At 36.5% G+C, this 19,816-nt stretch carries 19 protein-coding genes; 9 read left to right on the plus strand and 10 right to left on the minus strand.

The window, feature by feature from the left end:
- Positions 1 to 43: 43 nt before the first annotated feature.
- The 4 genes from Q5794_RS13055 (at position 44) to Q5794_RS13070 (ending at position 2,503) form a co-directional block, all read left to right on the plus strand.
- On the plus strand, positions 44 to 850 hold the full coding sequence (locus Q5794_RS13055) for a cobalamin-binding protein (protein ID WP_115653987.1): 807 nt from the start codon (positions 44 to 46) through the stop codon (positions 848 to 850).
- A gap of 18 nt (positions 851 to 868) precedes the next feature.
- Positions 869 to 1,294, plus strand: a complete 426-nt coding sequence (fabZ, locus tag Q5794_RS13060) for a 3-hydroxyacyl-ACP dehydratase FabZ (RefSeq protein ID WP_214988086.1) — start codon at positions 869 to 871, stop codon at positions 1,292 to 1,294.
- A 136-nt stretch (positions 1,295 to 1,430) separates the two neighbouring features.
- Positions 1,431 to 1,706 (plus strand): hypothetical protein, encoded by a 276-nt coding sequence (locus Q5794_RS13065; protein WP_016764214.1) that lies wholly within the window; start codon positions 1,431 to 1,433, stop codon positions 1,704 to 1,706.
- 176 nt (positions 1,707 to 1,882) lie between these two features.
- Positions 1,883 to 2,503: an NUDIX hydrolase gene (locus tag Q5794_RS13070; protein ID WP_374989183.1), complete on the plus strand. Its 621-nt coding sequence runs from the start codon at positions 1,883 to 1,885 to the stop codon at positions 2,501 to 2,503.
- Positions 2,504 to 2,538: 35 nt separating this feature from the next.
- Here the strand turns inward: Q5794_RS13070 and Q5794_RS13075 are convergent, their stop codons facing one another.
- Positions 2,539 to 3,183 carry an SDR family oxidoreductase gene (locus Q5794_RS13075; protein ID WP_013057153.1) on the minus strand — a complete coding sequence of 215 codons (645 nt, stop codon included), beginning with the start codon at positions 3,181 to 3,183 and terminating at the stop codon, positions 2,539 to 2,541.
- 411 nt (positions 3,184 to 3,594) lie between these two features.
- On the opposite strand from Q5794_RS13075, the gene Q5794_RS13080 reads away from it, so the two are divergent.
- Positions 3,595 to 5,106 carry a class I adenylate-forming enzyme family protein gene (locus Q5794_RS13080; RefSeq protein ID WP_374989184.1) on the plus strand — a complete coding sequence of 504 codons (1,512 nt, stop codon included), beginning with the start codon at positions 3,595 to 3,597 and terminating at the stop codon, positions 5,104 to 5,106.
- A gap of 35 nt (positions 5,107 to 5,141) precedes the next feature.
- On the opposite strand, the gene Q5794_RS13085 is transcribed toward Q5794_RS13080, so the two are convergent.
- Complete coding sequence (locus Q5794_RS13085) at positions 5,142 to 5,600, minus strand: MarR family winged helix-turn-helix transcriptional regulator (protein ID WP_013057155.1); 459 nt, start codon at positions 5,598 to 5,600, stop codon at positions 5,142 to 5,144.
- A gap of 400 nt (positions 5,601 to 6,000) precedes the next feature.
- On the opposite strand from Q5794_RS13085, the gene Q5794_RS13090 reads away from it, so the two are divergent.
- Positions 6,001 to 6,963, plus strand: a complete 963-nt coding sequence (locus Q5794_RS13090) for a VanW family protein (RefSeq protein ID WP_214988091.1) — start codon at positions 6,001 to 6,003, stop codon at positions 6,961 to 6,963.
- Between the two features lie 43 nt (positions 6,964 to 7,006).
- Here the strand turns inward: Q5794_RS13090 and mbcS are convergent, their stop codons facing one another.
- Both mbcS and Q5794_RS13100 read right to left on the minus strand, forming a co-directional pair.
- Positions 7,007 to 8,587 carry an acyl-CoA synthetase MbcS gene (gene mbcS / locus Q5794_RS13095; RefSeq protein ID WP_374989185.1) on the minus strand — a complete coding sequence of 527 codons (1,581 nt, stop codon included), beginning with the start codon at positions 8,585 to 8,587 and terminating at the stop codon, positions 7,007 to 7,009.
- A gap of 156 nt (positions 8,588 to 8,743) precedes the next feature.
- Complete coding sequence (locus Q5794_RS13100) at positions 8,744 to 9,442, minus strand: hypothetical protein (RefSeq protein WP_025751830.1); 699 nt, start codon at positions 9,440 to 9,442, stop codon at positions 8,744 to 8,746.
- A gap of 1,510 nt (positions 9,443 to 10,952) precedes the next feature.
- On the opposite strand from Q5794_RS13100, the gene Q5794_RS13105 reads away from it, so the two are divergent.
- Both Q5794_RS13105 and Q5794_RS13110 read left to right on the plus strand, forming a co-directional pair.
- Positions 10,953 to 11,669, plus strand: coding sequence for a 3'-5' exonuclease (locus Q5794_RS13105; protein WP_374989186.1), 717 nt, complete (start codon positions 10,953 to 10,955; stop codon positions 11,667 to 11,669).
- Between the two features lie 4 nt (positions 11,670 to 11,673).
- Positions 11,674 to 11,991 carry a hypothetical protein gene (locus Q5794_RS13110; protein ID WP_374989187.1) on the plus strand — a complete coding sequence of 106 codons (318 nt, stop codon included), beginning with the start codon at positions 11,674 to 11,676 and terminating at the stop codon, positions 11,989 to 11,991.
- Positions 11,992 to 12,308: 317 nt separating this feature from the next.
- Here Q5794_RS13110 and Q5794_RS13115 read toward each other — a convergent pair whose 3' ends face one another.
- From Q5794_RS13115 to Q5794_RS13125, 3 genes are all read right to left on the minus strand, one after another.
- Positions 12,309 to 13,475, minus strand: coding sequence for an Ig-like domain-containing protein (locus Q5794_RS13115; protein WP_214988097.1), 1,167 nt, complete (start codon positions 13,473 to 13,475; stop codon positions 12,309 to 12,311).
- A 523-nt stretch (positions 13,476 to 13,998) separates the two neighbouring features.
- Positions 13,999 to 14,979 (minus strand): hypothetical protein, encoded by a 981-nt coding sequence (locus tag Q5794_RS13120; RefSeq protein ID WP_214988099.1) that lies wholly within the window; start codon positions 14,977 to 14,979, stop codon positions 13,999 to 14,001.
- Between the two features lie 214 nt (positions 14,980 to 15,193).
- A complete protein-coding gene (locus tag Q5794_RS13125) occupies positions 15,194 to 16,597 on the minus strand; it encodes a glutamate decarboxylase (RefSeq protein WP_214988101.1) in 1,404 nt (467 codons plus the stop codon).
- 238 nt (positions 16,598 to 16,835) lie between these two features.
- On the opposite strand from Q5794_RS13125, the gene Q5794_RS13130 reads away from it, so the two are divergent.
- Complete coding sequence (locus tag Q5794_RS13130; RefSeq protein ID WP_214988103.1) at positions 16,836 to 16,991, plus strand: hypothetical protein; 156 nt, start codon at positions 16,836 to 16,838, stop codon at positions 16,989 to 16,991.
- Between the two features lie 18 nt (positions 16,992 to 17,009).
- Here the strand turns inward: Q5794_RS13130 and Q5794_RS13135 are convergent, their stop codons facing one another.
- From Q5794_RS13135 to Q5794_RS13145, 3 genes are all read right to left on the minus strand, one after another.
- Entirely contained in the window at positions 17,010 to 17,321 is a 312-nt protein-coding gene (locus Q5794_RS13135; RefSeq protein ID WP_269870703.1) for a hypothetical protein, read from the minus strand.
- Between the two features lie 133 nt (positions 17,322 to 17,454).
- A complete protein-coding gene (locus Q5794_RS13140) occupies positions 17,455 to 19,416 on the minus strand; it encodes a GTP-binding protein (RefSeq protein ID WP_374989188.1) in 1,962 nt (653 codons plus the stop codon).
- Between the two features lie 116 nt (positions 19,417 to 19,532).
- Positions 19,533 to 19,715, minus strand: a complete 183-nt coding sequence (locus tag Q5794_RS13145; protein ID WP_251034238.1) for a hypothetical protein — start codon at positions 19,713 to 19,715, stop codon at positions 19,533 to 19,535.
- Between the last annotated feature and the right edge of the window lie 101 nt (positions 19,716 to 19,816).

The following is a 19,816-nucleotide window of genomic DNA, read 5'->3' on the forward strand; positions in this document are numbered from 1 at the left end:
TATTGTATAATAGAAAAAAAGAAATGAATGCAGGAGGGGAACTATGCGAATTGTTTCGCTTTGTCCAAGCAATACAGAACTAATAGCGTATTTAAAATGTGAGCATTTGCTCGTAGCAATAGATGATTATTCCGATTGGCCGCAGTCTATTGGAGGTCTGCCGCGTTTAGGTCCCGATTTATCTATTAATATGGATGCGGTGGAAGAAGCTAAACCAGATTTAGTCCTAGCATCATTAAGCGTTCCTGGAATGGAGCGAAATATTGAAGAACTTAAAAAACGAAAGCTTCCTTACGTCGTATATAATCCTAATTCGCTAGAAGATATCCGTCAAAATCTACAGGATTTAGGTCAGCGATTAAACATTGAAACAAAAGCAGCTGAACTGTTAAAGCGTTATGATCAGTTTCTTTCTACATATAAAGGGATTGCAAATCAAATTGACGAAAAAGCCACTGTATACTGGGAATGGTGGCCAAAACCCGTTTTTACTCCTGGAAAAGCAAACTGGCTGACTGAAATTAGCGAATTAGCAGGAGGAGAAAATATATTTGCTGATCATAAAGAAGCAAATGTACAGAGTGATTGGGAAGAAGTGCTCAAACGAAATCCACTTCATGTGTGTTTGGCTTGGGTGGGCGTACAGACAAACAAAGTGAATCCAACGATTTTACACAAGAGACCGAACTGGTCTGACATGTCTGCCATAAAAGAACATCGCGTATATGTACTAGAAGAATGGCTGTATTGTCGTCCTTCACCTAGGTTGCTGTTAGGGTTAAAAAAACTCGCGCCGCTCCTCCATCCAGATACGTTTCCTGCATTTGACGGCAAGGACCCCTTATTATAAGAAAAAGGAGCGATACATATGAAAGATATAAAACAAATAAAACATACCATTCAACACCGCTATCCTTTTTTACTTGTTGATCGCATCTTAGAGCAAGAAGAAGGAAAGCTTGCGATAGGAATTAAACAAGTAACAGCAAATGAACCTTTTTTTCAAGGCCACTTCCCCGACTATATGGTAATGCCAGGGGTACTTATTGTCGAAGCTCTTGCTCAGCTCGGTGGATTTGCCATGGCTGCGGATGACCAACCAAAAGGAAGACTTGCTTTTTTAGCGGGGATAGACGAATGTCGTTTTAAGCGTCAAGTAAGGTCAGGAGATACACTGCGTTTAGAATTTGAGATTCTCAAGCAGCGCGGAAAGATTGTAAGAGGAAAAGGAAAAGCATTTGTAGACAGCGAGTTAGCTTGTGAAGCAGTCATTACCTTTGCTCTTGATATATGATACAAACCAGGATAAAGCGTATTGAAGGAAACCGCCTTATGGCATAAGGGCGTTTTTTTGTAAATACCTTAGTCAAACTTCCTTTTGATGAAAGAAGAAACGGGGTATAGAAGAAAAAGGGAGAGGGGAGAATGCGGTGAGAACATTAACGGAAGTTGTTGTATTACTCACACTATTGGGTACGTATATAGGCATCTCACTACTTGTCTACAAACGGAAAAGAACGAATCCGTTTTTCTACAGCATTTACTTTTATTTAGCTACCAGCGTCATTTTGATTTGCTTGGTTATCTTTTGGCTTCAGCTTCGTTTTGGACTCACTGATAAGCAAGTAGGAGGATTGCTTATCAGTGTGGTTGCATTCTTTTTACTTATTTATGGGTTGTTAAAAACAAAACAAAAAGACAGGTAGCCGATGCTATCTGTTTTTATTTATATTCATGTTATATATTTTTATCAATTGTAGTGTCAATTGAATGGATCTCTTCATATACTAAAGATAACAGCTTTCTTTTGCAGGTTAGTTGACATCGTAGCTTATAACTCGCTATTCTTTTGATAATTCATTTTGTGAAAGGAAGTGAACGTATGGATGCATCCCGTATTATAGCTAAGTTAGAAAATCGGATACCGGCAATTCTTGGGATGGAGCAGTTTTCTCGCTTCGGTATTCTTGTTCCGCTTATTGAAAAACAAGGGGAACTACATGTTTTATTTGAGGTAAGAGCGCTCGATTTACGAAGACAGCCCGGAGAAATTTGTTTTCCAGGAGGGCGTGTCGAGAAGACGGATGCAGACGAAAAAGAAACGGCTATCCGTGAAACATCCGAGGAGTTAGGGATTACGCCTGAATCTATTCAGCAAGTACAAGCTTTAGATTATATTGTTTCTCAATTCGGAACAATCATTTATCCTTATGTAGGTTTTATTGATGAGTCGCTTGAACTTCGACCGAATCCTTCGGAAGTAGCAGAAGTATTTACCGTGCCTCTTTCTTTTTTTCAGCGTACCGAACCTGATATACACAATATCCATTTCAGAGTAGAACCCGAACATAATTTTCCTTATGACGCGATTATTGGTGGTGAAAATTATAATTGGCAAACAAGAGAGATGGAAGAACATTTTTATTACTATGAAGATCGAGTCATATGGGGACTGACAGCAAAAGTGATTTATCATTTAGTACATGTATTAAATGATAAATAAAAAGCAGCGAATACGTATTCGCTGCTTTTTTTATATTAAATAGATTGAATAGCCTCTGCGATAGGCGTATCGCCTGAAACTAAATCAAAAGAACGTCCGAATGTATGATCTTCACTTAACGTTTCCACTACCACACGCGCTACATCTTCGCGAGGAATGGATCCGCGCTCTTTGTTCTCCCCAGCATCTACACGTCCTGTTCCTGGTTCGTTTAACAATCCGCCTGGTCGAACAATTGTATATGTTAATCCGCTTGCTTCTAAGATTTTATCTGCGTAATGTTTGGCTACATAGTAAGGAATTAGTGAAGTATTCCAGTTTTCACGGTGATGTGCTTGAAGTGCGCTTACCATCACAAATCGTTTAATACCTAAATCTTCTGCAGCTTCCATCGCTTTTACCGCACCGTCTAAATCAATTAAAAGTGTTTTATCATGGCCTGTATTTCCGCCTGATCCTGCGCTAAAGATAACGGCGTCACAGCCTTTCATCACTTCCTTAATTTCATGTACAGTGCCTTCTAAGCTTGCAAAAGCCGTTTCGATACCTCTTGCCTCAAGTTCTTTTGCTTGTTCTTCTTTACGAACCATCGCACGTACAGTGTGCACATCACTTTCATTCAAAATGTTTACAATATGTTTGCCTACTTGACCATTCGCACCAATTACAAGAACTTTCATATCTAAATTTGCTCCTTTCAAATCCAAATACTTATACATTATTGTTTCATATTCACCGTTTTCATTCAATAAATGAGCTCAAAATCCGGTGAATAAGGGGAAAGTAAGAAAATATATTAAAAAAATGAAAAACAAGAAATAAAAACTAATTTACAAACAAAAAAAGGAAAAAAATAGTTCGTTAAACCCAGTGTCTGAACTATTTAAATTTTGTAAAATTTTCTCAAACCCTTGGTAATACAACACTTCTTAAAAACAGTATCTCTTTTAACATTTCCCGATACAACCTATATAAACACATTTTGATAATTTTAAACTTTTACTTCGGAAAAAATTTTTGTTATTATGTTTTAGTCATTAAAATATTCACGAACGAAATATTTAGTCCGAGCGGACAAAGGAGAGGATAAAATGAACACATTACAATACTTAATCGCAGAACGTGCAGAGATTTCTCCTCAACATGAAGCACTAGTTGAACATAATGAACGTTATACATTTAATGAATTTCATGAAAAAGTAAATCAATTGTCTCATTACTTCTTAGAGAAAGGAATTCAAAAAGGAGATCGTATTGGTATTTTAGCTCATACAAGCATTGCTTACCCAGTCGTTACAATGGGGATTTTACAAGTGGGAGCAGTCGTTGTTCCATTAAGTAAGAGTATGACACCTTATGAGCTTGATAGCATTATTACGAGCGGACAGTTAAAAGCGATTATCCACCACAATGAATTTACGTCTGTATTAGAAAAAGCGGAACAAACGGATGGACTTAGCTTTACGTTAAAAATTGAGGATGCAAAAGAATTTACAACTCAATTCTCAGGGTATAACACAAACACACCAGAAGCACTTCCTAAAGTACTTCCTGAAGATCTAGCATTGATGATGTTCACATCAGGTACAACAGGTAAGTCAAAAGGATGTATGATTGCACACGGATCAGTAAGTGCCTTTTTAAATTCTGGCGGACAGGAAGAACGTGCAAATATTGATAAAAGCATGCGTTATTTGTTTGTTCATCCATTCTTTCACATGAGTTCGATGAGCATTTTATTCATGTGCATTAACACAGGAAACACAATGGTATGTTCTGAAGAAACAGATCCAGCTAAAGTAATTGAGGTAATTGAAAAAGAAAACATTAAAATGCTGTTTGCACTACCACCGGCATTAAAGTACATTGTAGAAGAGCTTGAAAAAGGAGATCACTATGATTTCCCTCTAAAACTTGCTGTGTCAGGCGGAACAAAAGTATCTGAGTCTTTAATCGAACAATATGATCGTAACGGAATGATTTTAGCTCAAGGGTACGGAAGCACAGAAGCTTGGATTATCAGTTCATGGCATCCTCAAATGGGATGGAAGAAAGTAAGCTCTGCTGGAAAACCTGCTCCATATGTAGAAGTGAAAATTGTAGATCCGGATACACGTCAAGAAGTACCAACTGGAGAAAAAGGTGAAGTACTTGTACGAAGCCCTTATCTTTTCAAAGGCTACTGGCAAAACGAAGAAGCAACAAACGGTGTCTTACAAGATGGCTGGTTAGCGATGGGTGATGCAGGTCGATTAGATGAAGACGGATTTCTTTATATTGAAGGACGCTATAAAGATGTAATTGTATATGGAGGAGACAACATCTACCCAGATCAAGTAGAAGAAGTTGTCCTAGCAGCAGATTGTGTGTTAGAAGCGACAGTTGTCGGCATGCCTGATGATGTGTACGGCGAAGTTCCATATGCATTTGTTGTTAAACAAGAAGCATCTGCTTTAACTGAAGAAGATGTAGTGAACTTCTGTAAAGAACGATTAGCACCATATAAAGTGCCAACTGTTGTATTTGTTTCATCACTTCCTAAAAACAGTGTAGGAAAAGTGTTGAAAAACGAAGTGAAAAAACAAGCCTTAGCACACGCATAATAAAAAAGCGGCCTTTATAGCCGCTTTTTTTATATTTATTGCTGTAATTTTTGAGATATTTTTTTCATAATGTGAAAGTATTGATCTCTTTCTTCTTCTGATAAGTGTGAAAGTAAATCTGACCAAAAATCGACACGAGTAGCTTGCAATATTTCGACAACTTTTTCGCCTTTTTCCGTCAACTCTACCCACACGCTTCGGCGGTTTTGCTTTTTATAAATACGATTCACAAGCTCATCATCTTCTAATTGATTTAATACAATGGTGATAGCACCAGGTGAGAGCCCAAGTACTTTTGTGATATCGCTAACAATACAGCTTTTTTTATCGTGAATGGTCTTTAAGATTGCCTCTTTTGTTGAAGTTAAATGGTAGGGAAGCAAATCATATTTCTCACCGATTACGGTGTTTTTATATTTTAAAAGAGCTTCTTTTACATGATCTATACTTTCTAGCTGATGACTAATCTCTTCTTTGCTATAACGTTCAGTCAAGCGTAAATCCTCCTCATAAAACAAATTCCATTTTTACCATTATACCATGTATAATGCCCATAGAAAAATGAACAACACTGCGAAAATTGTCAGAAAAATTTAAAAATAATTACCATAATTCGTTAAAAAATCCTTGTTTTCGTGCTATTATATATAAGAATAGTAATAATAGGAAACGCATACAACATTTGTTTTCTATTGAGTTCATAAGAAAAAATGGGGTCTATGAACATCATTCCGCTTTACCTCATGTGTTGAACAAAGAAAAAAATATAAAAAATGGTGATTATTCGCTTTGACATGTCGTCTTTTATAAGATGTTTGTATAAAATGAATGTATACATATTTTTATAGAAAAAACATATTGAGGTAAAGCCGAGATATGGGGGGATTCAATTACATGAAGAAAGTCTTAGGGGCGCTTTTGCTTGGCGCGACAATTGTTAGTGCGTTTATTGCGTACAGCATGTATACCAATCATTCTGCAAAGCAAACAGCCGCGATAGAACAAAAACAAGCAGCGAAAAAAGCAGAAAAAAAGACTGAGAAAAAGAAAAAACCAGTCCTTAAAGTCGAAGACCTGACGTATCAGCTGAAAGATTCCCGCACAGGACAAGTAATGAAAGAATTCAAGCCGGTTCATTACAAGGATAAAGACGTATACGACCGAGAAATTAAGCAATTAGCCTCTGAGCTGGCAAAAGGGATCGACACGCCTATGCAAAACATAAAAATGGATGCAAATGGATCGTTAACCGGCGGGTCCAAACAAATCATTTTAAAAGAAGCAGAGCTTGTTAAAAATCTGCAGAACTTAAATACGAAACAATTGGATGTAAAGGTTCCGATTTACGAAACCGCTCCAAATGTAACGGCAGCATCTGCTCAAGGGATCGCTGATGTATCGCTAGCTTCGTATTCTACACGTTTTCGTCCAAGTGATACAAGTCGAAACAGAAATGTTCAGCTATCCGCAGAAGCGATTAATAACGTTGTATTAGGTCCAGGAGATTCATTTTCTTATAATCAAACAGTTGGGGAGCGCACAGCAGAAAGAGGCTATCAGCCTGCTCCTGAAATTATCAACAAACAGCTGGTGATGGGAATTGGCGGAGGGATCTGCCAAACATCTTCTACGCTATTCAATGCTATTGACGGCGCTGGTCTTCAAGTGACAGCTAGGTCTCACCATTCAAAACATGTAGGTTATGTACCTGAAGGAAGAGATGCAACCGTATCGTGGGGAGGACCTGATTTTAAGTTCACAAACAACAAAGATTACCCTGTCATCATTAAAGCGTACGCAAACATAAATACCGGTGTTTTAACGGTAGATGTTCGTACTTCACAGCATGCTATCTAATAAAAAAAGACGTATCCTAACAGATACGTCTTTTTTTCATTTATTATGCTTTTTGTTGCTCGCGTTCACGAAGTTCCACACGTCGAATTTTACCTGAATTAGTTTTTGGCAATTCATCAATAAATTCAATTACGCGAGGATACTTGTAAGGTGCAGTTAAAGTCTTTACGTGATTTTGCAGCTCTTTAATAAAACCTGCATCTGTTGTTTTTACATGATCGACAAGAACAACATACGCTTTTACAACATGGCCGCGATCAGCATCTGGGCTAGCTATAACGGCACATTCTTTCACCGCTGGATGCTTAGTTAATGCATCTTCAACTTCAAATGGCCCAATTGTATAGCCGGAACTGATAATGATATCATCTCCGCGTCCTTGGAACCAGTAATAGTTCTCTTCATCTTTAGAAGCGCGGTCACCTGTTAAATAGTAGTTTCCTTTATACGTTTTCTCAGTGCGCTCCATGTCTTTATAGTAGTGCTTGAAAAGAGAAGGGAGGTCTCTGCGAACGGCAATGTCTCCAACTTCTCCAGGCTTACAAGGTTGGCCTTCTTCATTAATGATTTCTACAAATCCTTCAAGCATCGGTTTACCCATTGAACCAATCTTCGTTTTTACACCTTTTAAAGTACCAATCAAAAGGGTATTTTCCGTTTGTCCGTATCCATCGCGTACTTGGATATTAAAATATTTTTTAAACACATTAATCACTTCTTCGTTTAGCGGTTCTCCGGCAGATACAGCGCTATGAAGGTGAGACAGGTCAAAACGTTCAAGCTCATCAATTTTAGCCATAAAGCGGTATTCTGTTGGCGTGCAGCACAGTATGTTTACTTTTTCATCCTGTAAAATTTCTAAAAACTTTTTAGGTTCAAAACGTCCATTATAGATAATGCCTGTTGCACCTTGTCCAAGCACAGATAAAAACGGAGTCCAAATCCATTTCTGCCAACCAGGACCTGCTGTTGCCCAGACCGTATCTCCTTTTTTAATATCTAACCATTCAGCAGCTGCGATACGAAGGTGAGCATAAGCCCATCCATGAGTATGAACAACGCCTTTTGGCTGTCCTGTTGTACCAGATGTATAAGGAAGGAATGCCGTATCATCCTTAGTTGTTTTAGCTGCTTGGAACTGTTCTGATGCATCAACCGTAAGTGACTCTAAGCGCGTCCATGACGTAACATCAGCACCAAACGTAATTTTATGTTGTAGAGAAGTAGGGAAGTTTTCAATCTTATCGATCTCATTGCAGAAAGGATGGTAAGAAATAATCGCTTTTGCTTCAGCGTGATGTAAACGATATTGGATATCTTTTGCGCGTAATAGTTCTGAAGAAGGAATTACAATAATACCTGCTTTTAAGCATGCTAAGTAAATAGCGTACGATTCAATAAGGCGAGGCGCAATAACTAAAACGTGATCGCCTTTTGTTAAACCTAGCTCTGTTAACCCGTTTGCCACTTTATTGGCTTTTGCTAACAGCTGGTTATATGTAATTTCTTCACGCACACCGTCAGCGTCCTGCCACTTTAACGCAAGCTGATCGGATGCATGTTTTTCAATTTCCTCTGTTAAGTTGTAATGTTCACTTGGAACTAAATCTTTTAGTTGAATCATAAAAACGACTCCTTATATTATAGATATCAATGATTTTTTATCATTACTATTATTATATTACTAACTATTAGTACTTGCTACTAATTTGTTTTGGGTTTTAGTAAAAAAGCAAAAAAAGACCCGCTTGTCTTATTAAGACAGCGGGTATAACGTATGTTATTTAAATAAGCTCCATTTTGTATGAATAGGTACTAGCTCTTCTTCAGACTCGTCCTCTTCGTATAAACCACGTTCTTTTAAATACTCCACAAAATATAAGTCTGCTTCCTTACGTTCATCATAAGGCTTGATCGATAAAACAAACCCTACTTTATGCTGATCTTCATTTTCAACGCCTGAGAGATACGCTTTTACATTATGCTGCAAGAACAGCTCTTTGGCAGGAATAATTAAGTCTTTAACGAATTTCGACAGCAATTCCAGCTCAAAGTCGAAGGTGAACTTAGCAATTTTTTCTAGATCTGCAAATACCACGCCGATAAAACTCGTATTATGTATTTCGTAGTCTTTCGTTTTTTCATCCCACTCAATATGTCCGATTTCCTTTAAGTAATTAATAAAATACCCAATGCCTTCATTGCGGCCAAAAGGCTGTTTAGAAAGGACTAAACCAATCTTCTTGTACTTAGGCAGATACACGCATGAGATAGCGGCTTCAACTTTATGCTGTTGAAATAAGTGCGTTGCCCCTTGAAGCAAGGCATCTAAGACATGATGGGTAATTTTCATTTGCTTACGAGGAAAGTGATATTCGTTGCGTGCTAATTCATCTGTATCAGCAAACGTTGCTCCAATAAAGCCTGTATTGGATAGGGTAGGAGGGAGCTTCTTTCTTTTTCTTTTTCGTACCGTCATTCAAAAACACTCCTTGTGATCATCAATACGATAAAAAATAAATCGAACATACGTTCTTATCTAATGATACAAAAAAAATGTCGAAAAGTAAAGAGAAGTTAACGGAGAATTTAAAATTTTATAATAAAAGTAACTAAGGTTTCTAAAACGTAGCGGTTAGTAGAAGTTAAAGAGGAGAGGGGGAGCAAAAAATAAAAGGCTGCAGATGAAAAGCATCCACAGCCTTTTATATATTCATTAACGAGCTTCTGTTAAAGCTACCATATCTTCATCATCTAAATCGATATCTACGTGACAATCCATTGTATGAATTGTTTTATCTTCATGATTTCCATAATAAATTGTAATGTTCATGAGTATCGCTCCTTTAAAACTGGATAATGACATCCAATTTATACCGTCATCTATTTGTTTAATATTATACCCGATGAAAAAGGAAACTACAACTAAAATCACTAAAAAGCTGATAAGAAAGGGGTTTTCAGTGATTTTAACAAGGAATCAGATAGAATAAAAATACTATTTTATGTATTTTATTACAGAAAATACGAGGTTTTGAATTTTGTGAATGAATAAAAATCCATTTAATGCAAACATATGTACTAAATGAAAAATATACGTTCTGTAGCAAATAAATCCTTAAAAGATTAAACGTAAACAGATTTTATCAATTTGCAAAGAGTTCATTGAGAATACGATGAGAAAAAATAAATGAGTATAAAATCTAAATCCTACAAGTAAACTCATTTATTTTTCAAAATCTATAAATATAAATCGAACTGATCAAACTTAAAAACAATCTGGTGAAATCAATATGCATTCTATAAAATCATATTCAGATTTGTTCTAATTGAACAAACCTTGCTGATAATTAGTTTAGTAAGTTAAAACATATAAACACAAACCCTATCTCATTTTTAAATTCTGTCTCACTATCATAAGTATACTTTTATAACGAGACAGAATTTTTGTTTTATCTATTGGTTCCTAGAATATATATTATGTAAACTAGAAAAAGAAATAAAATCGTTAGGGTCTCCCTTGCTCTTAGATCCTTGGAATACATATCACCTATTGCTTTGTCTTGGTTACTCGTTTGCTTTAAGGCTTTATCAAGACTTCCTATAAGAAAATAATCGCTCACTTGATTTGGATGACCTTACATCTTCAAGCATACGTCGTTTTGTACAGAATTAAGTAATTAATCATCGAATTAAGCCTAGAACGTTACAACGCCATATATCAAGCTACTTAGTCAATATCGTTTAAAAGAAAATTATATGAAGTCAGACTTCACTGCTGACATCCAAGCGCCAAAATCAGACAAAAAGCTTCCTGTTTATATGTCCCTCGAAGAGCTTCAAAAACTTTTCCGCTACCTAGAAACTGATAAGCGTCCCCTAGCCTTTTGAAATAATTTATTGTTATTCTCAACGTTTGGAATTTATTGGTTCTTTCTCTTTCACCGCTATTCCCTTATAATAACCTGTTAGAGAGAGGAGCATAGAATATGGCAGATGTAAAACAATTTATTTTTTTTGATTTTGAAATGCTGTGTTCAAACAAAGGAATGCCGTTTGAAGATATGGAAGCCATTCGGCTCGGCGCGGTGAAGTACAATATCGAGACAGAAGACATTGAGTTTTTTGACCGTTATATTCAACCGACAAAACGGGTGTCCTTAAGCCGCTTCTGCACAGAGTTAACCGGTATTAAAGATACTGATTTAGTCGGTGCAAGTAATTTTAAAAATGTTTTTGAAGACTTTTTAACCTGGATTGGCGGAATTAAAAAATCCCGTTTTTTCTCTTGGTCTACCAGCGATTTATCTCGTTTAAAAATAGATGCGGAAAAGCACGAAATCTCTCTTGCTACTATAAAAAAAATAGAACAGCGTTATGTTGATTTTCAAGCGATTTTTACAAAGCGTGTTTCTAAAAATAACGTATCAGTAGAAAATGGGTTAGCTTTATATAATTTGCAGTTTGAGGGTAAAAAGCACAATCCGATGTATGATGCGTATAACACTCTTCGTATTTACCTAAGCTTTTTGCACGAGCCAGTACAGTCTGATTTCATTATGATAAAGCAATTTATTCTGGAAGAAGTACCGCAGAATATTAAAGAAATGAATGCAGCGCTTAGAAAGACCATACAAAAAGACCTCCACATATTTGCGGAAGATGATAAAGCAATTTATTCTGGAAGAAGTACCGCAGAATATTAAAGAAATGAATGCAGCGCTTAGAAAGACCATACAAAAAGACCTCCACATATTTGCGGAAGAGTTAAATGAAATGTATAAAATGAAAGATGCGGTAAAAATTATAAAGAGAACTCAAAGAATCGTTAAAAAACACGAAAATATTCTTATCAATCGCTCTGGTTTGTTTTCGGAGGAAAATGGTTTTTATGTCGGTCTTTTACTGGATTTTTATCATAATTTGCTGCTTTGTTATAATGAACATCTCGAATATTCATCGAAAATTATCATTTTAGATGAGAGCACTCTATACCCTTTAAACCAGCTTTCTTTAAAGAGAGGATGAAAATCCGTTCTCTTTGGTACATAATTTAGCTCTTTCCTTATCCCTTTGTTCCCGTTCATTCTATAAACCCTCAAGAACGGAATCATCATTATAATCTTCCCTTATTAATAATAAAGTTTTAGGCCTCAATTAGGTCTAAATAAGTGTACTTACTACGGAATTATGTATTTTACACTAAATAAAAAAGCAGACACAATTGGTCTGCTTATAATATTATCTATCCTGCTATCCTAACAGTCTGATTTTAGTTTTTGTGATTATTATTGGATTGATTTACCACTTAATGCATCGCAGATAATCTAAACAGTTCATCAATTTTAATGTTTCACAACCGTTACATACGTAACTTTACTTACATTATTCGAAGCATCTTTAGCAGTTATATTTAATTTAGTTCCTTTTTTCTGTACAGGGATACTAACAGAGAATGATCCCTTTGAATTTGCTTTTGCATACCCAATTCGATTCTTCCCTATATTAACAGTTACGGTAGAGTTAGCTTCTGCTTTTCCTGTCACAACCTTATCATTATCATCTACTTTATTAACTGCTGGCTTATTTGGTGGAGTAACGTCAGCCTTTACAACTGTTATATAGGTAAGTTTACTTACATTTCCCGCACTATCTTTAGCAGTTACATTCAGCGTAGTGCCTGCTTTTTGAACTGGAATACTAATAGAGAATGATTCATTTGAACTTGCCTTTGCGTACCCAATTCGTTTTTTACCTACATTAACAGTTACAGTTGAACCTGCTTCCGCTTTACCAGTTATAACTTTATCGTTATTGTCTACTTTATTAACAATAGGTTTATTTGGCGCAACAGTATCTTTGTCAGCTTCAAATTGAGTAGAGATTCCATATATAGCATCATAATCATTTCCGTTTAGATCTAAAACAGGTATGTAATACGTGCCCGCTTTATTAACTTTATATCCTTGCACTTCCACTCCATCATCATATTCAGAACCTAAGTATTCTAAATAACCATGATCTTGATATTCATATTCAGTTGCTAAAAATAGTAAATCGATATTGGAAGTAGTGTCTGTTCCACCCGCTACTAGTAAAGTCCCTTTTCCAGATACGTTCACCTTATAAAAATCTATATCAAGAGTATCGTCGAATTGCCCGAATGTTACTCTCTCGTTTAGTAGTGTATCTGCTATTTTGAAATCGTCATTGGGCTCACTTTCATACATTGGCTGACCACTACTGCCCTTAATACTTGCACTTGATGCATTAAATTTTTTCATAGAAAAACCTTTAGGTGTTTCTAATGAAATTAAAGTCTGTTCTTCAATTTCCCTTAGCGCATGGGGATTAATAACATTATGATTTAACGGTTTATCAGACTTCAACCGGCTTTCAATTGTTTTCTTTGAAGACTCATAGTTATTCTCAGCTGCTTGAGTTGTGCTTACTGATAGTGAGGAAGCTAGTAAACCTACAGATAGTAATGAGATGATACCCTTTTTCTTCATCTAATCTCTCCCTTAATTACATATAATTACTTTATAACTACGACTATGATACTACTTAACTTTTAACATAACCATATAATTCTATATTCAAATTCCGACAAAAAAAGACAGCCATTTTTAATGGGGCTGTCATCCTCTAGATCTTAAAGCGTGGAACTGATAAATTAGGCTTTTTTTATAATACATTTATAATGAGCATTAGCGGCATTTAATAATCCCCTTTGTTGTTTATGAACTATCGTTTAAAGCGTTACATACATAGTATAAACTTTTTCTTTCTGGGCACTCTGTTGCTGCTTGTAAATGCTCTATACTATTCACTCCCTATTAATTTTTGTAAAGTAATATGTATAGTGCTTTACAACTTAAAAACTTTTCTATACTTTAGTTACTACGTTTTAATTTCGAAAAAGTTCCATTTTATTGTGGTTTATAGTCAACAGGAATCAAAACCTCAAAAGCATAATATCTGCTTTTGAGGTTTTGTGTCGCTCTTTTTATGTTTAATAAACAGCTTATTTTATTAGTAACCGTCTACCATAACATCAGTAATTGACCCATCGCTAGGACTTACTTGATACCATCCTTGTGTAGCTGTATGTCCCTCTCCTGTTTCTTCATTATCCACAACATTTTCATAAACATGGATAATATAGTTTCCTGAATCGTCAACGTGATCGTATTCTACAAGAAGAGGTGAATCTTCTGATATGCCTTGTTGCTCACGAACTAGCTGGATAGCTTGCTCTTGGAAAACTATTTGTTCGGCTGGTTCCTCTTCCTCAATTGCTTCTGTATCTTCTTCTTTCTCTGATTCCGATTCCGTTTGGGCCTCATCTTCTGAGTCAGCCTGATCTTCCTCTTCCTCCTGCTGTTTCTTCTCTTCTTCTGCTAAACGTTCTTCCTCCGCTTTACGATCTGCTTCTGCCTGAGCTTCAGCTTCTGCATCAGTCTTGGCCTGCGCCTCTTCTTCTTTTTGTCGGTCTTCTTCTAGCTGCGCATAGTAATCATCTAATTCTTTTTCCATTTGCTGCTGTTCAAGGTCTGATAATTGCTTTTGTTGTTCTTGTATTTGGTTTTGAAGCAAAGCAATTTGTTCTTCTGAAGCATTATCAACAAAATTGATGTTTTCTACATAATCACCATTCGCGTCAAAATTAACTTCCATCATACAAAAAACATTTTGCTCTTGATTAATGCCATAGTAAATATACTGATTGTCACCTACTTGGATATACTGATAACCATTCATTACATTTAATAAGTAATCGCGATCAGCTTCTTTAGAATTAACTGCTTTTTTAATTGTTGATGCTTTTGTTTGTAATGTATTCGGCGATGATTCTTTTACAGCCGTTTTGTTGCCATTTTCTTTCGTATGAACCGCTGTTGATTTCTCTGTAGGCTCTTCTTTTTGCGATACAGTTTCACTGGACTCATCGCTACAGGCTGTCAGCAATACAGCTAATAATGGAATACCAAAAGCAACTTTCAACATTTTCATAGACTATCATCCCCTTTTTTTATCTTTTTTTAGGGTTTATATAATTCTAAAGAACTATAAAACCTTAGGAGTTATTATACCAAAATTAAGAAAATATAAGAATATTTTCTTGTGTTGTTTATGGAATTTTTTTAGAAAAAATATCTTTTTATGCATAAAAAACACAAAGCCATGTACCTTTTCCAAACACGGCTTTGTGTTTTCGTAACAGATGTTAATGATGAAATCCATTGTCGTATTTCGTGTCTTTAAGAACAGGTCTATCCAACGAGTTAAGAAATTCAACGGCTTGTTTGAAATTAACCATAAATAAATGGGCAAGGTCCCTTGAAAATCCATTTCTAACAACAATGCGCATGATTGTTATTTCTTCCATGTCTGCTGGGAGTGGATAAGCAGGCACTTGCCATCCATACGTGCGTAATTGTCTAGACAAGTCATAAAGAGTCCAGTTTGGCGTGTATCCTTCTTTTAGTTTCCAAGCAAGAACCGGGATATCTGAGCCATCAGCAAGAATTTCGAATGCTTCCATTTCTCCAATTTCTTTGCTGAGAAACAGCGCGTTTTCTTGTGAGGTTTTTTGCACGGCATAATAGCCGTCTTTACCTAAACGCAAGAAATTGTAGTACTGCAAAAGAACTTGTGCTCCTGGTCTAGAGAAGTTGAGCGCAAAAGTTGGCATGTTGCCCCCTAAATAAGAAACGCGGAAAATAAGATCTTCAGGCAAGTCCTCTTTTTCTCTCCAAATCACCCACCCTAAACCAGGGTAAACTAAACCATACTTGTGTCCTGACACGTTAATGGACTTTACTCGCGGCAAGCGGAAATCCCAGATAAGGTCTGGTTGAAGAAATGGAGCGATAAAACCTCCAGAAGCAGCATCTACATGGATAGGAATATCTAACCCTGTTTTTTCCTGTAACTCATCTAATGCTTTTGCGATAGCAGCAATTGGTTCGTAAACCCCTGTATACGTGACTCCAAGAATCGGTACGACGCCAATTGTATTTTCGTCAACCGCATTAATGACGCCTTCTGCATCTAAATAAGGATGATCTGCATTAATGTTCACATAACGAGGCTCTACGTCCCAATAGTTTGCGAATTTCTCCCACACCACTTGAACGGATGAACTAAATACAATGTTCGGCCGGTCCGTTGATAGACCTTTACTTTTACGCAGTTTCTGCCAGCGTCTTTTTAACGCCAGTCCGCCAAGCATACAAGCTTCAGATGAACCTGTAGTAGAAACGCCCATCGTTGTATCACAATTAGGTGAATTCCACAAATCCGCTAAAATACGTACACATCTCTCTTCAATAGCCGCTGTCTGCGGATACTCATCTTTATCGATCATATTCTTATCAAAAGACTCTCCGTATAAACGCTTTGCATCAGGCTCCATCCACGTAGTAACAAACGTAGCTAAATTTAAACGGGCATTTCCGTCTAAAGCAATTTCATCATGAATGATTTGATAAGCTGTTTCTGGAAGCATACCTTGATCACCGATACGCAGCCTTGGAATCGTCACTTCTCCTTGTCGAGAAAAAAGCGGATTAACAGGAAATTCATCAGGTAAATTTTTTTGTTCACGATGCGGGTGCCATTGAGGCATAAAGTATCATCTCCTTATGTATATCTAACAAATTGCTTTACGTTCACCTAGTGTTATCACAAGCAGGGTCTCCTTTACACATTATGAGCTTTGAAGACTATTTTCATTCTTTTCATTGCAAGCAGAACGCAAGGATGAACTTTATTTAGTAACACTCATGAAAAAAGGGGATGAAAATGATCTTGTCACAACTCAACTGGCGTAAAATATGGTAATATATTCTAAAGGAGGTTTTTAAATGGAGAAACAAGGCATTATCTTACAAGACAAGTTTTTCGAGTTAGGTGAATCTCCTATTTATAATGAATCACAAGAAGTTATTGGAAATGTCGCATATAAGTTATCTATTGCTAATAAATTTGAGATTTTAAAAAACGAACAAACTTCAATATAAAGTTTGTTCGTTTTTTAATTAAGGGCCGAATACTAACGTACCGATGACATGGTAACCAATTGGTACAAGAAACAAGATGATATTTAAAATAATCGCCCATAGACAGAGCTTGTCTTTTTTTATAAAGAAACCAATAATTGCAGGAACAATCATGAGCGGAACTAAAAAGATAGGAGCAACAATAGGCAGACCTTGAAGTTTTTCAGCAAAAATTAGTCCTGTAAAAAAGTTAAGAATCAATAAAGTATTAATAATGACATATAAAAGTGAAATTCCTCCGAGAATCCCCCCTATTATCCCACTTTTAGTTGTTTTAACAGTTGCATCCATGTTTCTATCACCTCTTTTTTAGAAATATAAGTAAACTATACTATAATGTGGTTTTTATTGTAAAGGTATGGAGAAAACAGCTGTTGAAAGGTTGCTACGAAAGAAAAAACTGTAGCAATCGCTACAGTGCTTTTTATAAACAGTGCATTTTTTCCTCTGCTTCTTTCCAAGAAACCGTATAGCCCTGTCCTTTGGCGCAAAAGACGGAGGATGAACTGTATTCGGGATCCGCCTCTTTATTGTAGCAGATTCGTTCAATCACTTCTTCTTCATTATGACAGCGTTCATATCCTCCGAATAATAGAGACATCGCGCCTTTTCCGTGCGTAAAAGATGCTAGCGTCGAACCGTAGTTCATAAAAGTAGCAACAGGAACTTTTCCTGTAATAATCGCTTTGTTTTCGGTTGTTACAGGAGAATCAAAGCGACCGTGTGCGCTTTGAACATCAGCTAATACTCTTCCCATTTGATCAATATCTACTTTAATTTTAAAGTCATAATACGGTTCTAGCACAATATTTTCTGCTTTTTCTAACCCTTGTCGCAGTGCACGGTACGTTGCTTCTCTAAAATCTCCACCGCTTGTATGCTTGTTGTGAGCTCGTCCAGTACATAATGTCACTTTTATATCAGTAATAGGTGAACCCGTTAGCAAACCGTGATGCGGCTTTTCAAATATATGCTGACGGACTAGATTTTGATACCCAACGGATAAATCGTCGGCGTGACAAGCATTTTCAAAAGTAATTCCGCTGTTTCGTTCCGCTGCTTCTATTTTCAAATGAACTTCTGCATAGTGTTTCAACGGTTCAAAATGCCCGTAGCCCATCACTGTATTTTGAATGGATTCTTTGTATAAAATTTCTGGTTCTTCAAACTGTACGTTTATATTAAAACGTTCTTTTATCAGTTTTTCGAGAACTTCAAGCTGAATTGCTCCCATCACATGAATATGAAGCTCTTGAGTCCTTTCTTCCCACGTCACATGTAAAGAAGGGTCTTCGGCATCTAATAATTGAAAAAGTTTAATTCCTTCTTTTGGATGAACAGAAGGCGCAAAAACAACTTTTGATTTTAACGTAGGCAAAAGTTCGTAGGAGCGGCTTTCTTTTAATGTTCCAAGACCGTCTCCAATCAATGCTGAAGACAACCCTGTAACCGCAAAAAGTTCGCCGGCTGAACCTTCATTTACGTTTTTGAATGTGCTTCCGTTATAAGCACGAATTTGAGTGATTTTTTCTTCATATATCTCTCCGTTTTTTTCATAAGCCACTTCATCACGCACTTGCAATGTCCCGCCCAAAGCTTTGATAAACGTGATGCGCATGCCGTTTTCATCGTGCCGAATTTTATATACACGCCCTGAAAATGCTTCTTCCTTCGAGTAGCGGGTTTCTGTTAACAAATCAACCTTCTCTAAAAATTCTTTAATACCGATGTCTTGTAAAGCTGAGCCACAAGCACACGGAAAAAGCTGATTGGTTTGAATAAGCTTTTGCATAGCCGCTCTCCAATAAGCTTGATCATTCTTGCTTTCCATAAATGCATCTAAAAGCTCTTCATCTTTTTCAGCTATAAATTCAATAAGTTCCTCACTTAACGATCCATCTATAAGCTCTGACGTTATGTCAAAAACACCGGGGGTTAAGTTATGTTTAATATCGTTTATAACACGTTCAGGATCTGCTCCTACACGATCGATTTTATTGATGAAAAAGAATACGGGCACACGATGTTTTTGAAGCAGCTGCCAAACCGTTTCTGTATGGCCTTCAACTCCTTCTACTGCACTTAAGATAACAATGGCGTAGTCCATCACTTGAATAGAACGTTCCATTTCAGGTGAGAAGTCGACGTGACCTGGCGTATCAATCAAATAATAGGTAGAATCGTTATATGAAAAAGTTCCTTGATCGGCAAATACCGTAATTCCTCGTTCTTTTTCAATCGTATGGGTATCAAGAAAGGAATCTTTGTGGTCGACTCTTCCTCGTTGTTTAATACTTTTTGTATGATAAAGAAGCTGTTCGGAAAACGTAGTCTTTCCTGCATCGACATGCGCTACAATACCGATTGTTTTGTTAGAGTGTTTCATTGTTAAATACCACCTTACTGCTGTATGTATAGCTGTTATTCTCTATTTTATAATAATCGTAAGAAAAAGTGGACGACAAAGACCTAGAGCTGCTCACATCAAAAAAGAATGCATAATTAAACATCGCATTCTTTTTTTGTCCGGCGTTTGGTATCTTTTTTGCTTTTTGCTATAAAAATAGCTGCTATAAGGCACCCAATGCCAGCTAAATGCAGCATGTTATTACCTATTGCGCCTAGACTATTACTGTTCAAACCAACTAAAATGCTACCAAACATGATAAATAAAACAGCAAACATGAACTTCAATTTCTTCACTCTCCGTTAGTAAGTTATTAAATATGATTTGCATACGGATCATATAAACCAGTGATTAATAATAGACCTGCTGATAAAATCAA

The sequence above is a fragment of the Priestia megaterium genome (assembly GCF_041941685.1).
GTDB classification, from domain to species: Bacteria; Bacillota; Bacilli; order Bacillales; family Bacillaceae_H; genus Priestia; species Priestia megaterium_C.

What these genes read in the sequence shown, in the direction of transcription:
- Q5794_RS13100 (WP_025751830.1), bottom strand. Translation starts at nt 9,442, where the DNA reads ATGACGGTACGAAAAAGAAAAAGAAAGAAGCTCCCTCCTACCCTATCC.
- Q5794_RS13075 (WP_013057153.1), bottom strand. Translation starts at nt 3,183, where the DNA reads ATGAAAGTTCTTGTAATTGGTGCGAATGGTCAAGTAGGCAAACATATT.
- fabZ (WP_214988086.1), top strand. Translation starts at nt 869, where the DNA reads ATGAAAGATATAAAACAAATAAAACATACCATTCAACACCGCTATCCT.
- Q5794_RS13125 (WP_214988101.1), bottom strand. Translation starts at nt 16,597, where the DNA reads ATGCCTCAATGGCACCCGCATCGTGAACAAAAAAATTTACCTGATGAA.
- Q5794_RS13135 (WP_269870703.1), bottom strand. Translation starts at nt 17,321, where the DNA reads ATGGATGCAACTGTTAAAACAACTAAAAGTGGGATAATAGGGGGGATT.
- Q5794_RS13140 (WP_374989188.1), bottom strand. Translation starts at nt 19,416, where the DNA reads ATGAAACACTCTAACAAAACAATCGGTATTGTAGCGCATGTCGATGCA.
- Q5794_RS13070 (WP_374989183.1), top strand. Translation starts at nt 1,883, where the DNA reads ATGGATGCATCCCGTATTATAGCTAAGTTAGAAAATCGGATACCGGCA.
- Q5794_RS13120 (WP_214988099.1), bottom strand. Translation starts at nt 14,979, where the DNA reads ATGAAAATGTTGAAAGTTGCTTTTGGTATTCCATTATTAGCTGTATTG.
- Q5794_RS13055 (WP_115653987.1), top strand. Translation starts at nt 44, where the DNA reads ATGCGAATTGTTTCGCTTTGTCCAAGCAATACAGAACTAATAGCGTAT.
- Q5794_RS13130 (WP_214988103.1), top strand. Translation starts at nt 16,836, where the DNA reads ATGGAGAAACAAGGCATTATCTTACAAGACAAGTTTTTCGAGTTAGGT.
- mbcS (WP_374989185.1), bottom strand. Translation starts at nt 8,587, where the DNA reads ATGATTCAACTAAAAGATTTAGTTCCAAGTGAACATTACAACTTAACA.
- Q5794_RS13090 (WP_214988091.1), top strand. Translation starts at nt 6,001, where the DNA reads ATGAAGAAAGTCTTAGGGGCGCTTTTGCTTGGCGCGACAATTGTTAGT.
- Q5794_RS13080 (WP_374989184.1), top strand. Translation starts at nt 3,595, where the DNA reads ATGAACACATTACAATACTTAATCGCAGAACGTGCAGAGATTTCTCCT.
- Q5794_RS13145 (WP_251034238.1), bottom strand. Translation starts at nt 19,715, where the DNA reads ATGTTTGCTGTTTTATTTATCATGTTTGGTAGCATTTTAGTTGGTTTG.
- Q5794_RS13115 (WP_214988097.1), bottom strand. Translation starts at nt 13,475, where the DNA reads ATGAAGAAAAAGGGTATCATCTCATTACTATCTGTAGGTTTACTAGCT.
- Q5794_RS13105 (WP_374989186.1), top strand. Translation starts at nt 10,953, where the DNA reads ATGGCAGATGTAAAACAATTTATTTTTTTTGATTTTGAAATGCTGTGT.
- Q5794_RS13110 (WP_374989187.1), top strand. Translation starts at nt 11,674, where the DNA reads ATGAATGCAGCGCTTAGAAAGACCATACAAAAAGACCTCCACATATTT.